Here is a 20,791-nt window from a genome sequence, read left to right on the forward strand (position 1 = left end):
CGTGAACCCCGCTCGGAGGAGTTTCCCGGCTACCGGTGACCTGCGGATACCGGTGCGAACGGGAAGGATCCTCAGTTCTTCTTGTGGTAGGCGTCGACGACCTCGGACGGGATCCGGCCCCGGTCCGAAACCGCGTAACCGTTCTTGCGCGCCCACGCCCGAATGGCCTGGTTCTGCTCACGGTCGACGGCGGCGGGGCGCGCCGACCCCTTACCCGCCACCGGACGCACGGAAGCGCGCTTGCGGCCACCGGCACGGCGGGCGTGCTCGACATACTGGGCGAGCGCGTCCCGCAGCTCCTCGGCGTTTTCCGAGGAGAGGTCGATCTGGTAGCTGACGCCGTCCAAACCGAACTCGACCGTCTCTTCCGCCTCACTGCCGTCGAGGTCGTCGACCAGCGAGACGAGCACCTTCTGTGCCATCCGATTCCTCCTGCGGGGGACTTGCGCAATGATCTGGGTTACGGGGCGGGCCCCGCGACAGAAGACTTTGTCCAGAACATTACTACCCGCTTCCCGAGGGCAGCGCAAATCTCATTGCGGATACGACACTGCCGGGTTATTCGGGACGCACGAGCGGGAAGAGGATCGTCTCCCGGATACCGAGACCGGTCAGCGCCATGAGGAGCCGGTCGATCCCCATTCCGACGCCGCCGCTCGGCGGCATTCCGTACTCCAGGGCCCGGAGGAAATCTTCGTCGAGCCGCATGGCTTCGCTATCGCCCTGCGCGGCCAGCCGGGACTGTTCGGTGAGCCGTTCCCGCTGGATGACCGGATCGACCAGCTCGGAGTATCCGGTGGCCAGTTCGAATCCGCGCACGTAGAGGTCCCACTTCTCGGCCACGCCGGGCCGGGAGCGGTGCTGCCTCGTCAATGGCGACGTCTCCACCGGAAAATCACGGACAAACGTCGGTGCGTGCAGGTGATCTCCGACGAGGTGTTCCCACAGTTCCTCGACGAGCTTCCCGTGCCCGAGCTTCGGATCCACTTCCAGGCCCCTGGCCTGCGCGAATCCGTGCAGTTTGGCGGCGGGCGTCTCCGGCGTCACCTCTTCGCCGAGGGAATCGGACAACGACTCGTACATTCCGAGTGTGGTCCATTCGCCGGACAGGTCGTACTCCGAACCGTCGGGCAGGGTGACGACCAAAGTGTCCAGTGCCCCCAGCGCGGCCTCCTGGATCAGCTCCCGCGTCATCACCGCATTGGTTTCGTACGTCGCGTACGCCTCGTAGTACTCGACCATCGCGAACTCCGGCGAGTGCGACGAGTCGCTGCCTTCGTTCCGGAAGTTGCGGTTGATCTCGAAGACCTTCTCGATCCCGCCGACGACGCACCGCTTGAGGTAGAGCTCCGGCGCGATCCGCAGGAAGAGGTCCATGTCGAACGCGTTCGAGTGCGTGACGAACGGCCGGGCCGCGGCGCCGCCGTGCAGCGTCTGCAGCATCGGCGTCTCGACCTCGGTGAACCCGCGGCGGTGGAACGACTCGCGCAGCGACCGGACCACGCCGGCGCGCGTGCGCACGACGTCCCGCGCGCGGTCGCGCAGGATGAGGTCGACGTAGCGCTGGCGGATCCGCGTCTCCTCGGCCAGGTCCTTGTAGGCGTTCGGCAGCGGGCGCAGGGCCTTCGACGTGAGGCGCCACGAATCGGCCATCACGGACAGCTCGCCGCGCTTGGACGTGATGACCTCGCCCTGCACGAACACGTGGTCGCCGAGGTCGACATCGGACTTCCACGCGGCCAGCGCGTCCTCGCCGACCTTCGCCAGGCTGATCATCGCCTGCAGCTCGGTGCCGTCGCCCCCGCGAAGGCTCGCGAAGCACAGCTTGCCGGTGTTGCGCAGGAACATCACCCGGCCGGCGACGCCGACGATTTCGCCCGTGGCGGTGTCGGCGGGCAGCCCGGAATGCGCCGCGCGCACCTCGGCCAGCGAGTGCGTGCGGGGCACCTCGACCGGGTACGGATCGATCCCCTCGGCGAGGACCCGGTCGCGCTTCTCCCGGCGCACCCGCATCTGCTCGGGCAGTTCGTCTTCGGCGGGCTCGCTGGTGGAAGCGGGGTTTTCGGTCATGGCCCATAGGGTACGAACCCGGCCGCGCGCTACGCCAACCGGATTACCTTTCCTTTCCCTCCATTAACCTGGCCCGGTGAGTGATCCCACACCCGACATCCACGCCCGGCGCGCTTCTTCCTTCGGCAGCCGGGCGGCCGCGTACGCCGAGCACCGGCCCGATTACCCCCGGCAGGCGATCGAATGGGGCCTTTCGGGCGCGAGCGGAACGCCGCGGCGGGTGCTGGACCTGGGCGCCGGAACCGGCAAACTGACCCTCGGCCTGGCGGAACTCGGGCTCGACGTCACCGCGGTCGAACCCGATCCGGAAATGCGCGCCGAACTGGCCCGGACGGTGCCGTCGGCGACGTCGCTGCCGGGTCAGGCGGAACGGATCCCGTTGCCCGACGCCGACGTCGACGCGGTTTTCGTCGGCCAGGCGTTCCATTGGTTCGACGTCCCGGCGGCGATGACGGAGATCGGCCGCGTGCTGCGCCCGGGCGGCGTGCTGGTGCCGATGTGGAACTACGAAGACGATTCGGTCCCGTGGGTCGCGGAGTTCACCGCGCTCGGCCGCGAAGGGGCCCGCAAGCCGGCCCGCACGGACGATTTGCGGCAGTTGTCGCACCCGGGGTTCGACCCGTTCGAAAGCGAACGGTTTCGCCATGCGCAACGCCGGACGGCGGAGAGCCTCCTCGAAACGATCGCGACGTATTCGATGGTGATCGTCTCGTCGCCAGAAGACGCGGCGGCACTGCTGACGCGGCTCCGGGAGTTCCTCGCCGGCAATCCCGCGACGGCGTACGGCGAGTTCGACCTCCCATTGATCACGTGGGCACTTCGCGCCAAGCGCCGTTAGGACATTTTTTGTCATGACGGCGTGCTAACTTCGGAAGCGACGTCCGCGGGCGTCCCGGACGAGCGCGTCGTACCCGGTCAGGACAAGACGGCGCAGTGTCTCGACAACACTGCGAAGGGTTTTCCCATGTCCTGGCTCGTTCTCGTCCTGTCCGGAATTCTCGAAACCGTCTGGGCGGCCGCCCTGAAGGGGTTCTTCCGGCCGGCTTCGGTCGTGACGTTCGTGGTCGCCCTGGTGCTGAGCATGAGCGGGCTGGCGTACGCGCTGCGGGAGATCCCGCTCGGAACCGGTTACGCGATCTGGGTCGGCATCGGCACCCTCGGCACGGCGCTCTACGGCATCTTCGCCCTCGGCGACGCCGTGACGGCGGCGCGGATCACCTGCCTGACGCTGATCGTCGCGGGGGTCGCCGGCCTGAAACTGCTGCATTGACCTCGATCTGGGTCGAGGTTCGATACTGGCCGCATGCGCAGGAAATCCTTGGGGCGGGCCCTGATCTCGCTGACCTCGCTCGTGACGGCCGTCGGCCCGTACCGCGCCGACTGGAACGAAACCCACGTCCACAACCCGGCCTGGCCACCGCACGCGAAGTTCCACAACGGCCAGACGATGAGCCTGGGCCTCGCGCTCGGGGCCACCAGCCTGTGGCAGCTGTGGCGGCGGCCGACGCGCGCCGGCCTGGACGCGGGGGCCGTGCTGGCGTCGCTGTACTGGGTGACGCAGATTTCGGCGCTGGCCTACCCGGGCGCGAAGGCCGTCGACCCGCCGGGCGAGGACCGGTTCCCGCAGGCCAAAGTGGCTTTCCCGGCTTTGGCGGTGACGGCGCTGGGGTACGTGCTGGAGCGGCGCAGGCTGGCCCGCGGCTGAGCCGGCCGGGTCAGGGGCGGATGTTGCGCTCGAAGACCAGCCGGAGGCCGAGCAACGTCAGGTCCGGCACGTGGTCGGTGATCGTCTCGGACTCGCCGATCACCAGCGGCGCCAGCCCGCCGGTCGCCAACACGGCGACCGGTTCCGTGCCGCCGGGCGCCAGCTCGCGGACGATCCGGCGAACGAGCCCGTCCACCTGGCCGGCGAAGCCGTACAGGATGCCCGACTGCAGGCACTCCACGGTGTTCTTGCCGATCACCGACCGCGGCGGGACCAGCTCGACCTTCCGCAGCGCCGCCGCGCGCAACGCCAGCGCGTCCACGGAGATCTCGATGCCCGGGGCGAACGCGCCGCCCAGGAACTCGCCCCGGGCCGAGATGGCGTCGACGTTCGTGGACGTCCCGAAGTCGACCACCACGCACGCGGTGTCGTGGAGGTGGTGCGCGGCCAGCGTGTTCACCAGCCGGTCCGCGCCCACCTCCTTCGGGTTGTCCACCAGCAGCGCCACTCCCGTGCGCACGCCCGGCTCGACCACGATCTTCGGCACCTCCGCGTAGTACCGCGAAAGCATCACCCGCAGCTCGCGCAGCACCGCCGGCACCGTCGACAGCGCGCTGATGCCCGTCACGTCGTCCGCGTGCGGGCCGAGCAGGCCGCGGACCGTCAACGCCAGCTCGTCCGCCGTGATGCGCGCGTCCGTGCGCATGCGCCAGTCGCCGACGAGCGACTTGCCGGACCACAGCCCGAGCACGATGTTCGTGTTGCCGACGTCGACGGTGAGCAGCAAGCGGGTCAGCTTTCCGCGTGCAGCAGCGCGTCGAGGCGGCGGGCGTCCGCCGTTTCGGCGACTGGGAACACCGCGGTGTCGTCCTCCGGCGGCAGCGTCACCGTGCCGGACAGCAGCCCGGACCCCTCGGGCGCGTAGCCCGGGTCGGCGTGCCGGTGGACGATCCGGTTGTCCGCGTCCACGAACACCACGCGTGGTTCGTAGGTCGCGGCCTCGGCGTCGTCCATCTGGCCGTAGGAGATCAGGATGACCAGGTCGCCCGGGTGCACCAGGTGCGCCGCGGCACCGTTGATGCCGAGCACGCCGCTGCCGCGCTCACCCTTGATGACGTAGGTCTCCAGCCGCGCCCCGTTGGTGACGTCCACAATGGACACCTGTTCCCCCGGCAGCAGGTCCGCGGCCTCCATCAGGTCCTCGTCGACCGTGACCGAGCCGACGTAGTGCAGGTCGGCCTGGGTCACGGTGACCCGGTGGATCTTCGACTTGAGCATCGTGCGGTACATCGTGGACTCCTTATTCCCCTGCGTCCAACCGCTCCGGGTGCTCGACGGCCGCGCCGAGCAGGACCGGAACGTTGTCGATCAGCCGGGTACTCCCCACCCGGGCCGCGATCAACAGCCGTGCTTCACCATCGACGGGCGCCGGCCCGAGGTCGGTTCCCCTCAACTCCAGGTAATCCACCTCGACCGCGGGACGCGCGGCGAGGGTCTTCCACGCGGTCTCGAGGACCGCGTCCGCGCCGTCGCGGCCGACGAACGCCCCCGCGGTGAGGGCGGCCGACAGCACGACGGCGTCTTCGCGCTGCTCAGGCGTCAGGTAGACGTTGCGCGACGACAGCGCCAGCCCGTCTCGCTCGCGGACCGTCGGCACGCCGATGACGTGCGTGTCGATGTTCAGGTCCTTGACCATCCGCTTGATCAGCACCAGCTGCTGGTAGTCCTTCTCCCCGAAGAAGGCGTAGTCCGGGCGCAGCAGGTTGAACAGCTTCGCCACGACCGTCAGCACGCCGGCGAAGTGCCCGGGCCGGACAGCGCCTTCGAGCTCGTCGCCCAGCGGGCCCGGGTGGACGGTCACCACCGCGCCCTCGGCGTAGAGGGCGTCCGCGCTGGGCGTGAACCCGATCTCGACGCCGTCCTCGCTCAGCACGGCCAGGTCGGCCTCCAGCGGACGCGGGTAGGCCTCGAAGTCCTCACCCGCCCCGAACTGCAGCGGGTTGACGAAGATCGAGGTGGCCACGACGGCGTTCGGCAGCCGCTTCGCGCGGCGGATCAGCTCGCGGTGCCCGGCGTGCAGCGCGCCCATGGTCGGCACGAGCGCGAGCTTGCGGCCGACGCCGTGCAGGGCCCGGCTGACCTGGCTCATCTGCTCGGGCGACGCGAACGTGTTCAACGTGCCGCGGCTGAATTTCGGTGTGGTCACTGGTCTTGCTGCCCTTCGGCGGGATCGTCGAGGAGGTCGGTGAGGTCTTTGGCGGCCGCGGTGTCCAGCAGCCCGGCGGCCTCGGAACGCGCCACCGTGCGCTTGGCCAGCGCCCGGTAGGCCGGCGCCACGTCCGGCGCCCGGTCCGCCAGCACGGCGAGGTGCTTGCGGACGGTGCCGGCGTCGCCACGCGCGACCGGGCCGGTGAGGGCGCGGTCGCCGTGTCGCAGCACATTATCCAACGCCGCCGAAAGCAGTGGTGCCACCAGGCGTTCGGAATGCCCGATTCCCGCTTCCCGCAAGACTTCCGCGCAGTCGGCGACCAGCGTCATCAGGTGGTTCGCGCCGTGGGTCAACGCAGCGTGGTAGAGCGCTCGCGCGGAGTCGGGGATGCGGACGGGCTCGGCTCCCATCTCGACGGCGAGCGCTTCGCCGACGCTCCACGCGGCGTCGTCGTCGGCCGCCGCGGTGATCCCGATGCTGCACGCCGCCAGCCGCTCGAGGTCCTCCTCGCGCCCGGTGAACGTCATCACCGGGTGCAGCGCGAGCGGCAGCGCCCCGGCCTCGGCCGCGGGCGCCAGCACGTCGATGCCCTGCGCGCCGGAGGTGTGCACGACGATCTGCCCGGCCCGCAGCGACCCGGTCGCGACGAGCCCGCGGACCATCCCGGCGAGCGCGTCGTCGGGCAGGGCGAGCAGCACCAGGTCGGCCCGGCCGGCCGTTTCGTCGGGCGGCAGGAGGGGCACGTCGGGGAGGAGGCGTTCGGCGCGGGCCAGCGACGCGGCGGACAGGCCCGACGCGGCGACCACGGTGTGCCCCGCCCGGGCCAGTGCGGCGCCGAGCACGCTGCCCACCCGGCCGGCGGACACGACACCGACCGCGAGGCGAGCGGGCCTCATCATGGCGTGCGCCTGTGGACGCTCATGGTTGGCAGACTCCCTCTGCTCTCGTTCCAGTCCCTTCCCGGGTACCGGACGAACGGCGCGAGACTAACTCGGGTGAGCGTGCGCCGTTGTGCCCGGGTGACAAGCTTCACCCGGACTGGGTCACCCGCGGGCGGCCTCGTCGGCGAGGCGCGTCGCCTCCGCCCGGGCGGACTTCAGGGTGTGCAGCAGCTCGCGCTGGCGCTGCCGGTCGGCGTCCGTGGTGAGCTCCCGCCGGTCCAGGAACGCGAGCTCGGTCACGCTCGCCTGGTACACCGCGACGGCCCTGGCGGCCCGCTTGCCGGACTGGCGTTTCGCCTGGCGGCGCCACGCGCGGCGGCCGGGCAGGCTGGCCAGCAGGTCGACCTCCGACGGCGCGATCCAGCGCTGCGCGGCCATGTGCGGCAGCGCGGTGGCGATGATGCGCTGCTCACGCCGTCGTTGCAGGACGACCAGGTAGAACACGCCGAGGAACAGCGGCAGCATGATCAGGAAGTAGACGGTGAGGAACTTCGACCCGCCGAGCAGCGCGGCGCTGTTCCACAGCGCGTGCAGGCAGACGGCGGCCAGGTAGCCGGCGATCGGCGCGAGCACCTTCAGGGTCTTCGCGGACGTCCGCACGGCGATGCCGATCCCGATGCCGGTGAGCACGGCGAACAGGGGGTGCGTGAACGGCGCGAGCACGCCACGCAGGAAGAACGCCGTGATGACGCCTTGACTGTGCCCGTCGCCGAAGCCGTAGTCGGCGAACGCGCGGCCGAAGTAGTAGATGTTCTCGGTGAACGCGAACCCGGCGGCGCTGAACCCGGCGTAGACGACACCGTCCACGACGCCGTCGAACTCCTCGCGGCGGCGCCACACGATGAGCACCACGAACAGGGCCTTCGCGGCCTCTTCGACGATGGGCGCCGACACCAGTGCGGCGACGGTGTTGCCGCTGCCCTTGCCGAGCAGCTCGTCCCCGACGGCTTCGGCGGTGGTGTTGATGAGCAGCGCGGTGATCGTCGCGATGCAGGCGCCCCAGGCGAAGGCCAGCAACAGGAACTTCGCCGGTTCGGGCTCCCAGCGGTCCACCCAGAGGAACCCGGCGACCACGCCCGCGACCGGCACGAGCGCGGCGAGCACCCCGATGGTGACGGCGAGCGGGCCGACCCGCGCCGTCGCCAGGCCGAACAGGAACAAGCCGCAGAGGGCCACCACGATGAGCCCGAGCACCGGCAACAGCACGGTGATCCGGCGAGGCCGCCGTCCGCGATCCAGCCCTGTCGCGGGCGAGAGGGTTCCGCTCACAGCCGGTCACCCTACGCAGACGGGCCGGGAACGGATACGCCACCTGGCACGTTCAGGCGCCGATTCAGCCTGCCGGGCCACGTCGTGCCGGAACCTCAGTCTTCGGCGCGGCGACGGCGGCGCGGCGTCGAGCCCGTCCCGCCGTTGGCCGCGAGCAGTTCGCTGACCGACCGGCCCGCGGTGTGCGAACCGCTGCCCGGCGCCGGCTCGGCCGAACGGCGGCCGTTGCGGGCGTGGCCGTTGGTGCCGCCGTTGTGGCCGTTCTGCTCCACGTCCGCCGGGTCGACCGGGGCCATGTTGCGGCGCGACATCGACGCCCGCTCGGCGACCATGCCCTCCCACGCCGGGGGCTCGCCGTCCGGGCGACGGCGCCGGCCACCGGTGGGTTCGGGCGCGGGCACCGCGGGCAGCTGCTGCGAGTCGTCCGGCTTGCGGCGACGGCCACCCGAGCGGCCCTGGTAGTTGCGGACCGACTCCGGGAGAGTCGGGTTCGCCATCGGCGCTTCACCGCCCGCGGCCTCGGCCGGCGCGCGGTGCGAACCGCCGTGCCGGGACACCGGCTCGTCGAGGATCGGCGACATGTCCGCCCGCGAGAACTGCTCCAGCCGCGAGGGACGGCCGTCGGCGGCTGGGACCGGCGTGGTCGGCGGCACCACCGGTGGCAGGTCGGTGCGCGACGGCTGCCGCTGCGCCGGGCTCTTGCCCGGCACCGGCGTCGTCGGCGGGACGACCGGGAGGTCGCTGCGCGACGCGGAGGCGTCCCTCGGCATCGGCGGCTTCGGCTCCGGCGGCTTCGGCCGGTTCGGGCGCTGCCGCTCGGCGAAGTCGTCGCGGTTCTGGAAGGCCGCGCTCAGGTCGGTCACCGGCCGGAGGTCCGACCGCGACATCTCCGACGGCCGCACCGGCGGCGTCGGACGGCCCGGCGCGGGCCGCGGCGGCTCGGGCGCCTTGCGCGGCTCGGGACGTGCGCCGTTCGGCTGGCCGCCGACGCGCGGCAGGTCCGGCCGGGACATCTCGACGCGCGGGATGTCCGGACGCGACACCTCCACCCGGGGAATCGCCGGCATCGACCGCTCGACCCGCGGGATCGCGGGCATCGACCGCTCCACGCGCGGGATGTCCGGACGCGACACCTCCACCCGCGGGATGGCGGGCATCGACCGCTCGACGCGGGGGATGTCCGGTCGCGAGACCTCGGCGGGCCGCATCGGCGGCCGCGCTGGGTCGACCCGCGGGAGGTCGGGACGCGACATTTCGACGCGCGGGATGTCGGAGCGCGAAATCTCCGCCCGCCGCGCGGGCGGCGGCTCGGGACGGCGGATCTCCGTCTTCGGCTCCGGGGTGCGGCGGACCTCGGTCTTGGGTTCGGGCCGCGGCACCTGGCGCGTCGGCTCGGCCGCGGCCTCGGGACGGCGTTCCGGCTGCGCGACCTCGTCCGGGTTCGGCAGCCGCATCGGCTGCGACTCGGCCTGGCGGCGAGCCGCCTCGGCGCGCAGCTCGGCGGCCTTCAGCTCGCGCTGCGCGGCGTTCAGCGCCGGGTCGACCGCCGGCACCGGCGGGCGGCGGTCGCTCAGCGGCTTCGGCCGTGAGATCTGCTGGGTGCTCTGCGCGGACACGTTCGCGGGCGCCTTCGGGGCCGGCTTCCCGCCGAAGCCCTTGCCCTTGCCGAGGCCCTTGCCGTTCGCGGGCTTGCCGTTCGACGCCTTGCGGCGGCGCTCGTCGAGCACGCGGTCGATCAGCTCGGTCGGGCGCTCGCCCTGCTCGGCGGGCTTCTTCCCGGCCATCAGCTGGGCCGGCTTCTTCTTCGGGGTGCCGTCGGTGACCAGGCGGTTCTCGTCGGAGAGCTTCCGCATCCGGGTGGCCTGCGCGGTCAGCGCGACGCGTTCGAGCAGCACCTCGCCGCCGAACAGCGACTGGAGGCTGTCGCGCAGCGCGGAAACCTCGGCGCGCAGCGCCTCGAGCTCCTCGCGGCTGCGGTCGTCGGCCGCGCTGCGGCTCTCCGCCTCCATCTCGAGCTCGTACTCGCGCCGGGCCGCGATCTCGCGTTCCAGCTCCAACTCGTACACAGCCTGCGCCTCGGCGACCGCGTCCTCGCTGTGTGCCGCGTGCTTGCGGTACTTCACGGCGAGGAACGCGCCGATCAGGGCAGCCCAGAGGGCGGCGACGATCCCGAGGCGGAGATAGCGGAGATCGTCGCTGAGCACCAGTGCGAGGGTGGCTCCGATGGCGAGGACAAAGCCGACGACAAGCCACGGCCTGCCCAGAAGGCGGCCGCGCGAGTCGTCACCCACGCCGGTCATGCCTGACACCGTACCTGCTCGTAATCCGAACGAGACCTACTCGGTCCCGCGAGCGGTGGGATTCCAGCGCTAACCGGTCGTCCCCCGGCTGTGCTCCCGATCTTGGTCACGAGGGGTCCGGCAGCAGTGCTCGAGCCACAAACCCGCTGCTACCAGGGCTGCGGAAGAGACCACGCCGACCACGCCGGCGCGGGTGTCCAGCATCGCCGCGACGAGTTCGTCACGTCGCGGAAAAAGATAAGCGAGGGCCGCCAGCCAAGCGCCGCCCATGAACGCCCCGGCGAGTGACGAAGCCTTCGCGAGGGCTACCGACCGGGCGATCCCGATCGCGGCGATGACCCGGCCGTTCTTGATCCGCGAGCGGATGGAGAACGCGAGCACGGCTTCGACCACGGCCAGCACGGCGAAGGTGACGCCCGCGAACGTCGGCAGCTGGGGCAGCGAGCCGTAGGCGACGAGGAAGAGCAGGTAGCCGAGAACCAGGCCGAGCAGCCCGGCCACCACCAGGTCCCGGGGCCGGGTGAAGTGCATGCGCCAAGCCTAGCGTGCGACGCTTGACTCTCCCCCGACTGGAGACTTCACCATGCGTCTTGTGGGCACCACCGCGACCTTCACCATCGGCGAGCTGGCCAAGCGGACCGGCCTGCCGGTCAAGACCATCCGCTTCTATTCGGACGAGGGCCTGCTGCCCCCGACCGAGCGGACGGACGCCGGCTACCGCCTCTACGACGCGGCGGCGATGGCCCGGCTCGAGCTGGTCCGCACGCTGCGGGAGCTCGGCCTGGGCCTCACCGACGTGTCGGCGGCCTTGACCGAGCCGGCGACGGTCGGCGAGCTGGCGACCCGGCACGTCGCGGCGCTGGACGAGCAGATCCGGCGCCTGCGGCTGCGCCGGGCGGTGCTGCGCGCGGTGGCCAAGCGTGGTTCCGAACTGGAGGAAGTGAAACTGATGAACCGTCTCGCGTCGATGTCCGACGAGGAGCGCAAACGGCTGGTCGACGAGTTCTGGGACGAGATGGTCGCCGGACTGGAGATCGACGAGGAGTTCTACCGGCGGATGCGGGCCGGGAAGCCGGAGCTGCCGGACGACCCGTCGCCCGAGCAGCTGGAGGCCTGGATCGAGTTCGCCGAACTGGTCCAGGACCCGGACTTCCGGGCGTTGATCCGCGGCATGAGCGAAACCCAGGCCCGCCAGATCCGCGAAGGCGACTTCGAGCAGCCGTCCTCGGCCTGGCGGGAGAACTGGAACGCGTGGACGGCCCGCGCCCAGGAAGCCGTCGACGCGGGAGAAAGCCCCACGTCCGAGCTGGGGCAAGCGCTTGCGGCGGAGATCGCGGCGGCGTCGGTCCGGCCGGACCAGGACCCGGCGTCGCCGGAGTTCCGCCACGAGCTGGCCGACCGCTTCGCCGCGAGCGGCGACCCGCGGGCCGAGCACTACTGGAAGCTGCTGGGGATCATCAACGGCTGGCCCCCGTTCCCGACCACCCGCCCGGCGGTCGGCTTCATGATCGAGGCCCTGCGCGGCTGACCACTCACGACAAAGTCCGAAAGGAGCCTTCCGCACGCCGATTCGGCACCGCAGCTCGGCGATCTCCCCGGGCTCGAGGGTTGACTTACCCGAGCCGGAGATCCGTCTTGCGGACCGAGGCGAGGTCGTCGGCCGGGCGGGCGGCGAGCAGCTCGGCGATCGGGCCGTGGCCGGGCAGGAGCGCGCCCGGCTCGATCTCTGCCCACGGCACCAGCACGCTCGCGCGGTCCGGCGTGCCCGGGTGCGGCAGCAGCAGCTCCGGGTCGTCGGACGTCACGCCGCCGACCGTGACCACGTCGACGTCCAGGGTCCGCGGGCCCCAGCGCAGCTCGCGCACCCGGCCCGCGGCCTGCTCGGCCGCCTGGCCCGTGCGCAGCCACGCCCAGTGGTCGCGCGCCGGGTCGTCGACCACGCACACCGCGTTCAGGAAGTCCGGCTGGTCCTCGACGCCCCACGCCTTGGTCTCGTACACGCTCGACACCGCGACCAGCGCGGGCCGCACCGCGTCCAGCGCCAGCTCCAGGAAGCCGAGCCGGTCGCCGAGGTTGGAGCCGAGCGAAAGGACCGCGCGGCTCATCGGTCCCGCCGGACCGTGACGGCCACGTCGTCGAACGTCAGCGGGATCGGCGCGGACGGCTTGTGCACGGTCACCTCGACGGCGCCCAGCCGCTCGTCGCGCAGGACCTCGTCGGCGATCTTGCCCGCGACGCTCTCGATGAGGTCGTACGGCTCGCCCGCGACGATCCCCGCCGCCAGCTCGGCCAGCTCGCCGTAGTGCAGCGTCTTGGTCAGGTCGTCCGACGCGGCGGCCGGCCCGAGGTCGAGCCACACCGTGATGTCGACGACGAACTCCTGGCCGTCCCGCTTCTCGTGCTCGAACACCCCGTGGTGGCCGAACACCCGCAGGCCGGTCAGCGTGATCCGGTCAGACATCCGGCGATCCCTTCCACCAAGCGGCGGCCACCGCGACCGCGTCCAGTGACGCCCCGACCTCGTGCACCCGCACGCCCCACGCACCCGCCGCGGCGGCGAGCGCGGAAATGGCGGCGGTGGCGTCCTCACGACCGTCCGGCGGCCGCGGCGTACCGTCCTTTTCGGACAGCAGGCGGCCGAGAAACCGTTTTCGGGAAGCGCCGACGAGCACCGGGAAACCCAGCGAAAGCAGCGAATCGAGCCCGCGCAGCAACGCCCAGTCGTGCTCGGCGTTCTTCGCGAAGCCCAGCCCCGGATCCAGCACGATGGCGCTCTCGGCGACCCCCGCCGCGAGCGCTTCGTCCACTCGGGACAGCAGCTCGGACCGGACGTCGGCCACGACGTCTTCGTACCGCGCGAGGGCCTGCATGTCCCTGCTGTGCCCGCGCCAGTGCATCAGCACCCACGGCACGCCGGTCTCGGCGGCGACGCGCGCCATGTCCGGATCGGCCAGCCCGCCCGAGACGTCGTTGATCACGGTCGCCCCGGCCTCGAGCGCCGCGGCGGCGACGGCCGCGCGCGTGGTGTCGACGGAAATCCCGATGCCTTCACCGGCGAGAGTGCGGATCACGGGGATGACCCGCTTCAACTCGGTCCCGGCGTCCACCCGCGCCGCCCCCGGCCGGGTCGACTCGCCCCCGACGTCGATCAGGTCGGCACCGCGCGCCCACATCTCGCGGGCGTGCGCCAGCGCCTGATCGAGCCCGAGGTACCGGCCACCGTCCGAAAAGGAATCGGGCGTCACGTTCAGCACGCCCATCACGACGCACCGGCCGGGAGCGGGAAGCCCCACGCTCACCGACGCGCCTTGATCAGGTCGAGCGCCTCGGCCCGCGAGGAAGGCGAGGTCTTCAGCTGCCCCCGCACGGCGGAGGTGGTCGTGCGGGCGCCCGGCTTCCGGATCCCGCGCATGGCCATGCAGAGGTGCTCGGCCTCGATGACGACGATGACACCCCGCGGTTCGAGCTTCCGCACGAGCGCGTCGGCGACCTGCGAGGTCAGGCGCTCTTGGACCTGCGGCCGCTTGGCGTAGAGGTCGACGAGCCGCGCGAGCTTCGAAAGCCCGGTGACCTTCCCGGCGGCGTTCGGGATGTACCCGACGTGCGCGACGCCGTGGAAGGGCACCAAGTGGTGCTCACACTGGCTGAACATCGGGATGTCCGTGACCAGCACGAGTTCCTCGTGGGACTCGTCGAAAGTGCGGTCCAGCACCGAGTCCGGCTCGGTGTACAGGCCGGCGAACATCTCTTGGTACGCGCGGGCGACCCGGGCGGGGGTGTCCTTCAGACCGTCCCGCTCCGGGTCTTCGCCGCACGCCAGGAGGAGCTCGCGGATCGCCTTCTCCGCCCGGTCCTGGTCGAAGACCGGGCGGTCGGCGTCACTGGGACTTTTCGGGTCCATCCGCGTCACGACGCTCCCCCTCGCTCTGCTGGTTGCCGGCTTGGTCGGCGAACCAGCCGTGCTCACGAGGGCGTTCTTCGCCACCGGGCCGCCACGACTGGCCCGGCTGACCGCCCGGCGAGGTCGCGGGCGTCCAGCCCGGAGGGGCGCCGTAGTTCGGGGGGCCGCTCTGGCCCGCAGGGCCGCCCGGGTAGCCGCCCTGCTGCTGGCCGCCGTAGTTCTGCGGCCAGTGGGCCGTGCCGTTGGGGCCTCCGTTCGGGCCGCCGTAGGGACGGCCGCCGTTCGGGTAGGCGCCCGGCGGCGGCGGGGCGTACGGGTTGGCGTTCGGGTCCGGGGCCGGCGCCGGGTACGGCGGGCCGCCGGGGAGGTCGCCCGCGCCCGGCGCGGTGCCGACCGGGGTCGGCTCCGGCTTCAGGACCGGCTTCTCCTTCTCCGGCGGGGGCCACGGCTCGCCGCGCTCCATCGCCAGCTCGCCCGGGGTCTTGATCGGCGGCTTGTCGGACGGCGTCCGCTCACCGAACTCGTTGAACACGGTGATGTGCGGGCGCTTCTCGACCGTCGCGAAGATCCGCTCCAGGTCCTTGCGGGTCAGCGTCTCCTTCTCCAGGAGCTCGATGACCAGCTCGTCGAGCACGTCGCGGTAGGTGTTGAGCACGTGCCACGCCTCGGTGTGCGCCGTCTCGATGAGCTTGCGCACCTCCTCGTCGATCTCGTGCGCCACCTCGAGCGAGTAGTCCGCCTGCCGGCCGGCCGAGCGGCCGAGGAACGGGTCGCCCTGCTCCTGGCCGTACTTGACCGCGCCGAGCCGGGCGCTCATGCCGTACTCGGTGACCATCGCGCGGGCGATCTTCGTCGCCTGCTCGATGTCCGACGACGCGCCGGTGGTGGGCTCGTGGAAGACGAGCTCCTCGGCCGTGCGGCCGCCCATCGCGAAGACCAGCCGCCCGATCATCTCGGAGCGGGTCATCAGGTCCTTGTCGTCCTCCGGGACGAGCAGCGCGTGCCCGCCCGTGCGGCCGCGCGGCAGGATCGTCAGCTTGTAGACCGGCTCGATGTCCGGCATCGCCCACGCGGCGAGCGCGTGCCCGCCCTCGTGGTAGGCCGTGATCTTCTTCTCCTTCTCGGAGATGATCCGGCTCTTGCGGGCCGGGCCGCCGACGACACGGTCGACCGACTCCTCCAGCGCCACGTCGGTGATCACGTGCCCGTTCTGGCGGGCAGTGAGCAGCGCGGCCTCGTTCAGCACGTTCGCCAGGTCGGCGCCGGACATGCCGACGGTCCGCTTGGCCAGGCTGGTCAGGTCCGTGCCCTGGGCGATCGGCTTGCCCTTGGCGTGCACCTCGAGGATCGCCTTGCGGCCGCGCAGGTCGGGCGCGGACACCGGGATCTGCCGGTCGAACCGGCCGGGGCGCAGCAGCGCCGGGTCCAGGATGTCGGGCCGGTTCGTGGCCGCGATCAGGATGATGCCGCCGCGGGCGTCGAAGCCGTCCATCTCGACGAGCAGCTGGTTCAGGGTCTGCTCGCGCTCGTCGTGGCCGCCGCCGAGGCCGGCGCCGCGCTGGCGGCCGACCGCGTCGATCTCGTCGACGAAGATGATGCACGGCGCGTTCTGCTTGGCCTGTTCGAACAGGTCACGCACGCGGGACGCACCGACACCGACGAACATTTCGACGAAGTCCGAGCCGGAGATCGTGTAGAACGGCACGCCCGCTTCGCCGGCGACGGCGCGCGCGAGCAGCGTCTTACCGGTACCGGGCGGCCCGTAGAGCAGGACGCCCTTCGGGATCTTCGCCCCGAGTGCCTGGTAGCGCGCCGGGTTCTGCAGGAAGTCCTTGATCTCGTACAGCTCTTCGACGGCCTCGTCGGCACCCGCGACGTCACCGAACGTCGTCTTGGGCATGTCCTTGTTCAGCTGCTTGGCCTTGGACTTGCCGAAGTTGAGGACGCGGTTGCCGCCGCCCTGGGCGTTGTTCATCATCCACATCAGCAGGCCCAGGACGAGGGCCAGCGGGATGGCGAAGATGAGGATCTGCGTCAGCACGCCCTGCTGGGTCACCTTGGTGGTGAACTTGATCGGCTGGCCGCCGTTCTTCGCCGCGATCAACGAGTCGTAGATCGGGCGGGTGGCGTCCGCCGGGTACTGCGAAATGATCTGGGTGACCTGCTGGCCGTCGACGTCGACGGGCTTGTTCAGCAGGAGCTTGAGCTGCTGTTCCTTGTCCTCGAGGCTGGCTTCCTTGACGTTGTTCGAGGAGATCTGGGAGTTCGCCACCGAGATGGGTGCCTGGGTGTACCCACGATCACTGTCGAAGATCGTGTTGTACGCGAACAACGCCAGCAACCCCGCGACGATCCACAGCAGTGGGTTCCTGAGCACGCTCTTCCGGTTCATACGACTCGGCCCTGGTGGCCTCGACCCTCCCTGGTTGGGCGGCTCCTGTGATACCCGCCATCACGATCTTGACAACCCGCGGTGCCTGGACACCCGTCCCATCAGGGTACCGTCCGCTGCCGCGTTCATCCCCTGTGAGCCTCTCGCAGGTCAACGGGCGATACCGCGCCCGGGTTCCCGCCCGGCGTCCGCGGTGGTCACGCTATCGCGTGCCGTCGGACACACTGCTCACCATCTCTCCCAGCCGCATCCGCAGCGTCTTCGGGTCGGCCGGGGCGACCGTGACCCACTCGCGGCCGTCCGTACCAGCGCGGGAGACGCTCAGGTAGCGCCCGGTGGCGGTGTCGAACCAGGCCAGCACCCGGGACCGTTGCTTGGCCCCGACCTGCGAACGGCTGTTCGCTGCCAGCTGACCGCCGCGCTGCCGCGGCTGGCCGGCGATCCGACCGTACGCCTCGCGCGGGTCGACCGTCGCGCGTTCGCTCAGCGGGGTGCGGCGGGCCCGGCCGCGGCGCCTGTCTTCTTCCTCACCCGGGTTCGACGGCAACGACACGGGCACCCGGATCGGGGCCGTGCGCAGCGCGTCGTCCAGCGGAAGTGTGATCGACGACTCGCTCCCGCGCGGGCCGGCGGGCAGCACCGCGATCACGGCGGACACCAGGCCGTCCGGTGGGGCGTCGCGCAACCAGATGCCGTCACCGTCCTGGATCGCGATGACGCCCGTGGTGTCGTCGGCCGCCGCGAGCACGCCGACCGTGGGCGCGTCGAACTGCGGGATGTGCAGCGCGTCGATGGTCAGCGGCGCGAACGCGAGCAGCTGCAGCGCGTCCTCGATCGGCGGCGCGAGCCGGCCGCGCGGGTCGCGGACGCCGCGCGCCTTCAGCTCGGCGTCGACGCGGTGGCGCAGCGAGACGCGCTCGTCTTCGGTCGCACCGTGCGACCGGACCAGCAGCGGGTACGGCAGCTCCCCGACCTGCGCGGCCTCCCAGAGGAAGTCGAACGCCAGCGGCGAGAAGAACTCTTGCATCACTACTCTCCCGGATCGGACTCTTGCTCAGCGTAGCCCGCACCACCGACAAAAAGTGATCATCGGCCGAGCACGCTCGGAGAAGCCGGAGCCCGATCTTGGCAGAGCCGACGCAGGGCGACGAGGCTGGGCGGAATGCCGTGAATGGGTCATTCATGGACATAAGGCGATGAATGACAGGTCCGGCGCGATCACCGACCGGCCGGCGCGAGGCTCGGCGGCGTCCAGGCCGCGCCAACCACCTCGACAGCGTCCTTGGAACGCCCTTCACGTCCGGTCCGGTGCGTCAGACCGTGCTCGTCGTCGAGGCTCCGGCGAGCATCTCGCCGAGCCGGTGGCGCAGCGTGGCCGCGTCCGCCGGGGCGATCGTGATCCAGTCGCGGCCGTCGCGGCCCCGGGTGGCCTGGGTGAAGTAGCGGCCCGTCTCGGTGTCGAACCAGCTCAGCACCGGGGTCCGGGTCCGGCCGCCGATCCGGGAGCGGGCGTTGGCCGCGATCTGGCCGCCGCGCAGCCGCGGCTGCGCGTGCAGGCGGGCCAGCGCCTTGCGGTCTTCGTCGGCCGAGCTGCGCTCTTCGCCGTTGCCGCGGCGCTGCAGGAAGTCGACGCCGTGCGCGCCGACCAGCTGCTCCAGCGGGACCGTGATCGACTTTTCGGAGCCGCGCGGGGCGCCCGGGAGCAGCGAGACGATCGCGCTCGCGAGGCCGTCCACCGGGCACGGCTGCAGGTGCAGGCCGCGCGTGTCCTGGACCGCGAGCAGGCCCATCCCGCCCAGCACGCCGGCGACCGCGAGCAGCGGCTCGGCGTCCGGGGCGATCAGCTGGATGGCGTCCAGGCTCAGCTCGGGCTGCGCGAGCACCCCGAAGTAGTCCTCGACGTGCGGTTCCGGACGGCCTCGGCCGTCGGCCAAGCCACGCGCGGTCAACGCCTCCAGCGTGCGGCGGCGCAGCAGCGACCGCTCGTCCACGGTTTCGCCGTGCGACCGGACGCGCAGCGGGTACGGCAGCTCGCCCAGCCCGGCGGACTCCCACAGGAAGTCCACCTCGACCGGGGTGAGCAGCTCAGCGTTGGGCATCGAGCCACCCCCAAGGAGAAAACGGGCCGGGCACACCGTCGGCGTGCCCGGCCCGGAAGGATCAGCGGTCTTCGTCGTCCTCGGACCACGCGCCGATGACCGGCGGCGGGGTCGCCTGGTTCGCGCCGAAGGCCTCGTCCGGGTCCGCCTCGATGAGGAAGGACGCGTGCGTGTGCTCCTCGTCCTGCTCGCCCTGGGCACCGCGTGGGGCCATGCCGCCCATGCCGCCCGGGTTCATCGGCGGCGCGGCCTGCCCGCCGATGGTGCCCGCCGACGAGACGAGACCCTGCTGGGGCGCCTGCGCCGACGCGGCGCTCTGGCCCTGGCCTTCGGCCGACGCCAGGCTCGTCTCGTTCTCGGCCTTCGCCCCGGACTTGCTGCCCTTGCCCAGCGCGCGGGAGGCCAGCGCGCCGAGGCCACCGGCGGCACCGCCGATGCCGAGACCCATGCCGATCTTGCCGAGCGTGCTGCCGCCGCCGGCCTGCCCGGCGCCCGGGGCGACGTGGCCCGCGCCGGTGTTCGTGCCCGCCGCCGTGCCGCCCACGCCGCCCGTGCCGTCGCCGCCGAGCGCCGCCGCGTCGTGGCCGAAGCCGCCGCCCGCGACACCGCCGTGGACGCCGTTCGGGCCGACCGCCGCGTGCTGCGCGTCGAACGCGCCGCCGTGGCCGCCGAAGCCCGAGGCGCCGGCCGTGAACACCGCGCCGCCCGCGCCGGACAGGCCCGAAACCGGACCGGTGCTGCCGACCGCGTTGATCGCGTTGAACGACACGGAGTTGTGCGAGCCCGTCGGCTTCATGCCGAGCGACTCCGGGCCGAAGCTCGGGGTCGTGCTGTCGACCTCGCTCATCGACTTCGTGTAGGCGTTGAAGAACGCGACCTGCTGCGCCTTGACGTCGTTGGCCGCGTCCGCCTGGGCCTTCTGGTCGGCGATCAGGGCCGCCGGGCCCCCGGCCAGCGCGGCCGCCATGGCCTGCTTGGGGTCGTAGTCCTTCGGGGCCGGCATCTTCTTGACCTCGGCGGCCGCGGCGGCCTGCCGGGCCAGCCGGTCGGACATCGTGTGCGCGGCGTCGGACGCCTGCGAACCCGAGTTGGCGATGGCCACCAGCGCGCCCTGCGCACCCGCGGCACCGCGGCCGACCCAGGCGTTGCCCAGCTCGGAGATCGCGTTGTACAGGTGGTCGGACGCCTGCTTCAGCTCGCTGCCGTGGTGCGCCCAGGCCTGCCCGGTCGCCTCGGCCGTGCCGGGGTCGTTGTTGTTGACCGCGCCGGCGTAGAGCTGCTGGCTGGCTTGGGCGTTCCAGTTCGGCGGGTTGGCGATCGCGCGGTCGCTGCCCATGTCGAAGCCGCCGGCGCTGCCGCGGGCGTTGTCGACGATGTTCTGCGACGCGGCGTTGTCGCCGAGCGGCACGATCGAGCCCTGGCCGGTCGAGCCCGGAGCGGTCGTCGCCGGCTGGTCACTGTGGTTCGGAGCCATGACTTCCAAATCCCCCTTGTGGCTCAGGCGTTGCGGAACGGTTCGGCCGCGGCGTTGTCGATCTCGTGGTACCGCGACATCGCCGTGACGATGCCCTCTTCGGCCGCCGTGTACTGGTCGAGCAGGTTCTGCAGCGCGGAGGCGTAGGAGTCGTTCCCGCCGTCCGCGCGCTGGACGAACTTCGCCGCCATCGCGTTGCCGACCGGGTTGTCCCCGAGCTTCGGCGGCTGCGCGAGCGTGCCCGCGCCGGCGAGCAGGGCCTCGACCGCGTCCTTGCCCGTGCGGATCTTGTTCAGCACGATCTGCGCGGCGTCGGGGTCGATCCCGACCTGGCCCGCCGCGGCGGCGGCCTTGAAGGCGTTCGCGTCGGCAGCGCTGCTGTTCCCCATCTGAGCTCTCTCCCGTTCCCCCGACCCGGTCACCGCGGGCAC

22 protein-coding genes and 1 riboswitch are annotated in these 20,791 nt (G+C 71.7%); of the genes, 4 read left to right on the forward strand and 18 right to left on the reverse strand.

Annotated elements, in window-relative coordinates; genetic code table 11:
- Nucleotides 1–71: 71 nt before the first annotated feature.
- Nucleotides 72–422, reverse strand: coding sequence for a histone-like nucleoid-structuring protein Lsr2 (locus ACWEN0_RS05705; RefSeq protein WP_451969247.1), 351 nt, complete (start codon nucleotides 420–422; stop codon nucleotides 72–74).
- A gap of 136 nt (nucleotides 423–558) precedes the next feature.
- Nucleotides 559–2,070 (reverse strand): lysine--tRNA ligase, encoded by a 1,512-nt coding sequence (gene lysS, locus ACWEN0_RS05710; protein ID WP_451969249.1) that lies wholly within the window; start codon nucleotides 2,068–2,070, stop codon nucleotides 559–561.
- Between the two features lie 76 nt (nucleotides 2,071–2,146).
- On the opposite strand from lysS, the gene ACWEN0_RS05715 reads away from it, so the two are divergent.
- From ACWEN0_RS05715 to ACWEN0_RS05725, 3 genes are all read left to right on the forward strand, one after another.
- Nucleotides 2,147–2,908 carry a class I SAM-dependent methyltransferase gene (locus ACWEN0_RS05715; RefSeq protein ID WP_451969251.1) on the forward strand — a complete coding sequence of 254 codons (762 nt, stop codon included), beginning with the start codon at nucleotides 2,147–2,149 and terminating at the stop codon, nucleotides 2,906–2,908.
- Between the two features lie 35 nt (nucleotides 2,909–2,943).
- Nucleotides 2,944–3,005, forward strand: a riboswitch (guanidine-III (ykkC-III) riboswitch).
- 29 nt (nucleotides 3,006–3,034) lie between these two features.
- Entirely contained in the window at nucleotides 3,035–3,340 is a 306-nt protein-coding gene (locus ACWEN0_RS05720) for a DMT family transporter (protein ID WP_451969253.1), read from the forward strand.
- 33 nt (nucleotides 3,341–3,373) lie between these two features.
- The gene (locus tag ACWEN0_RS05725) at nucleotides 3,374–3,775 is read left to right on the forward strand and encodes a DUF6640 family protein (RefSeq protein WP_451969255.1); all 402 of its coding nucleotides are present in this window, start codon (nucleotides 3,374–3,376) and stop codon (nucleotides 3,773–3,775) included.
- Between the two features lie 10 nt (nucleotides 3,776–3,785).
- Here the strand turns inward: ACWEN0_RS05725 and ACWEN0_RS05730 are convergent, their stop codons facing one another.
- From ACWEN0_RS05730 to ACWEN0_RS05760, 7 genes are all read right to left on the reverse strand, one after another.
- On the reverse strand, nucleotides 3,786–4,562 hold the full coding sequence (locus tag ACWEN0_RS05730) for a type III pantothenate kinase (RefSeq protein WP_451969257.1): 777 nt from the start codon (nucleotides 4,560–4,562) through the stop codon (nucleotides 3,786–3,788).
- 5 nt (nucleotides 4,563–4,567) lie between these two features.
- A complete protein-coding gene (gene panD / locus ACWEN0_RS05735) occupies nucleotides 4,568–5,065 on the reverse strand; it encodes an aspartate 1-decarboxylase (protein WP_451969259.1) in 498 nt (165 codons plus the stop codon).
- A gap of 10 nt (nucleotides 5,066–5,075) precedes the next feature.
- Complete coding sequence (gene panC, locus ACWEN0_RS05740) at nucleotides 5,076–5,981, reverse strand: pantoate--beta-alanine ligase (RefSeq protein WP_451969261.1); 906 nt, start codon at nucleotides 5,979–5,981, stop codon at nucleotides 5,076–5,078.
- Nucleotides 5,978–6,937: a Rossmann-like and DUF2520 domain-containing protein gene (locus tag ACWEN0_RS05745; RefSeq protein WP_451969868.1), complete on the reverse strand. Its 960-nt coding sequence runs from the start codon at nucleotides 6,935–6,937 to the stop codon at nucleotides 5,978–5,980. Before ACWEN0_RS05745 ends, panC begins: the two co-directional genes overlap by 4 nt.
- 90 nt (nucleotides 6,938–7,027) lie before the next feature.
- On the reverse strand, nucleotides 7,028–8,131 hold the full coding sequence (locus ACWEN0_RS05750; protein WP_451969869.1) for a PrsW family intramembrane metalloprotease: 1,104 nt from the start codon (nucleotides 8,129–8,131) through the stop codon (nucleotides 7,028–7,030).
- 158 nt (nucleotides 8,132–8,289) lie between these two features.
- Complete coding sequence (locus tag ACWEN0_RS05755) at nucleotides 8,290–10,494, reverse strand: DUF6779 domain-containing protein (protein WP_451969263.1); 2,205 nt, start codon at nucleotides 10,492–10,494, stop codon at nucleotides 8,290–8,292.
- Nucleotides 10,495–10,563: 69 nt separating this feature from the next.
- Nucleotides 10,564–11,025: a DUF3180 domain-containing protein gene (locus ACWEN0_RS05760; protein WP_451969265.1), complete on the reverse strand. Its 462-nt coding sequence runs from the start codon at nucleotides 11,023–11,025 to the stop codon at nucleotides 10,564–10,566.
- A 61-nt stretch (nucleotides 11,026–11,086) separates the two neighbouring features.
- On the opposite strand from ACWEN0_RS05760, the gene ACWEN0_RS05765 reads away from it, so the two are divergent.
- A complete protein-coding gene (locus tag ACWEN0_RS05765) occupies nucleotides 11,087–12,022 on the forward strand; it encodes a helix-turn-helix domain-containing protein (RefSeq protein ID WP_451969267.1) in 936 nt (311 codons plus the stop codon).
- An 85-nt stretch (nucleotides 12,023–12,107) separates the two neighbouring features.
- Here the strand turns inward: ACWEN0_RS05765 and folK are convergent, their stop codons facing one another.
- The 9 genes from folK to ACWEN0_RS05810 all read right to left on the reverse strand — a co-directional run bounded on the left by folK (nucleotide 12,108) and on the right by ACWEN0_RS05810 (nucleotide 20,749).
- Nucleotides 12,108–12,599, reverse strand: a complete 492-nt coding sequence (gene folK, locus ACWEN0_RS05770; protein WP_451969269.1) for a 2-amino-4-hydroxy-6-hydroxymethyldihydropteridine diphosphokinase — start codon at nucleotides 12,597–12,599, stop codon at nucleotides 12,108–12,110.
- On the reverse strand, nucleotides 12,596–12,955 hold the full coding sequence (gene folB, locus ACWEN0_RS05775) for a dihydroneopterin aldolase (protein ID WP_285477109.1): 360 nt from the start codon (nucleotides 12,953–12,955) through the stop codon (nucleotides 12,596–12,598). Before folB ends, folK begins: the two co-directional genes overlap by 4 nt.
- Nucleotides 12,948–13,754, reverse strand: coding sequence for a dihydropteroate synthase (folP, locus tag ACWEN0_RS05780; protein WP_451969871.1), 807 nt, complete (start codon nucleotides 13,752–13,754; stop codon nucleotides 12,948–12,950). The genes folB and folP overlap by 8 nt, the downstream gene beginning before the upstream one ends.
- Before the next feature lie 35 nt (nucleotides 13,755–13,789).
- Nucleotides 13,790–14,395 (reverse strand): GTP cyclohydrolase I FolE, encoded by a 606-nt coding sequence (gene folE, locus ACWEN0_RS05785; RefSeq protein ID WP_451969271.1) that lies wholly within the window; start codon nucleotides 14,393–14,395, stop codon nucleotides 13,790–13,792.
- Nucleotides 14,373–16,787 (reverse strand): ATP-dependent zinc metalloprotease FtsH, encoded by a 2,415-nt coding sequence (gene ftsH / locus ACWEN0_RS05790; protein WP_451969273.1) that lies wholly within the window; start codon nucleotides 16,785–16,787, stop codon nucleotides 14,373–14,375. Before ftsH ends, folE begins: the two co-directional genes overlap by 23 nt.
- A 202-nt stretch (nucleotides 16,788–16,989) precedes the next feature.
- Nucleotides 16,990–17,817 (reverse strand): ESX secretion-associated protein EspG, encoded by an 828-nt coding sequence (locus ACWEN0_RS05795; RefSeq protein ID WP_451969275.1) that lies wholly within the window; start codon nucleotides 17,815–17,817, stop codon nucleotides 16,990–16,992.
- A gap of 283 nt (nucleotides 17,818–18,100) precedes the next feature.
- Nucleotides 18,101–18,886 carry an ESX secretion-associated protein EspG gene (locus tag ACWEN0_RS05800; protein ID WP_451969276.1) on the reverse strand — a complete coding sequence of 262 codons (786 nt, stop codon included), beginning with the start codon at nucleotides 18,884–18,886 and terminating at the stop codon, nucleotides 18,101–18,103.
- 61 nt (nucleotides 18,887–18,947) lie between these two features.
- Nucleotides 18,948–20,360 carry a hypothetical protein gene (locus ACWEN0_RS05805; protein ID WP_451969277.1) on the reverse strand — a complete coding sequence of 471 codons (1,413 nt, stop codon included), beginning with the start codon at nucleotides 20,358–20,360 and terminating at the stop codon, nucleotides 18,948–18,950.
- 23 nt (nucleotides 20,361–20,383) lie between these two features.
- On the reverse strand, nucleotides 20,384–20,749 hold the full coding sequence (locus ACWEN0_RS05810) for a hypothetical protein (RefSeq protein ID WP_451969278.1): 366 nt from the start codon (nucleotides 20,747–20,749) through the stop codon (nucleotides 20,384–20,386).
- Nucleotides 20,750–20,791: the final 42 nt, after the last annotated feature.

This window comes from Amycolatopsis sp. NPDC004378, assembly GCF_053602455.1.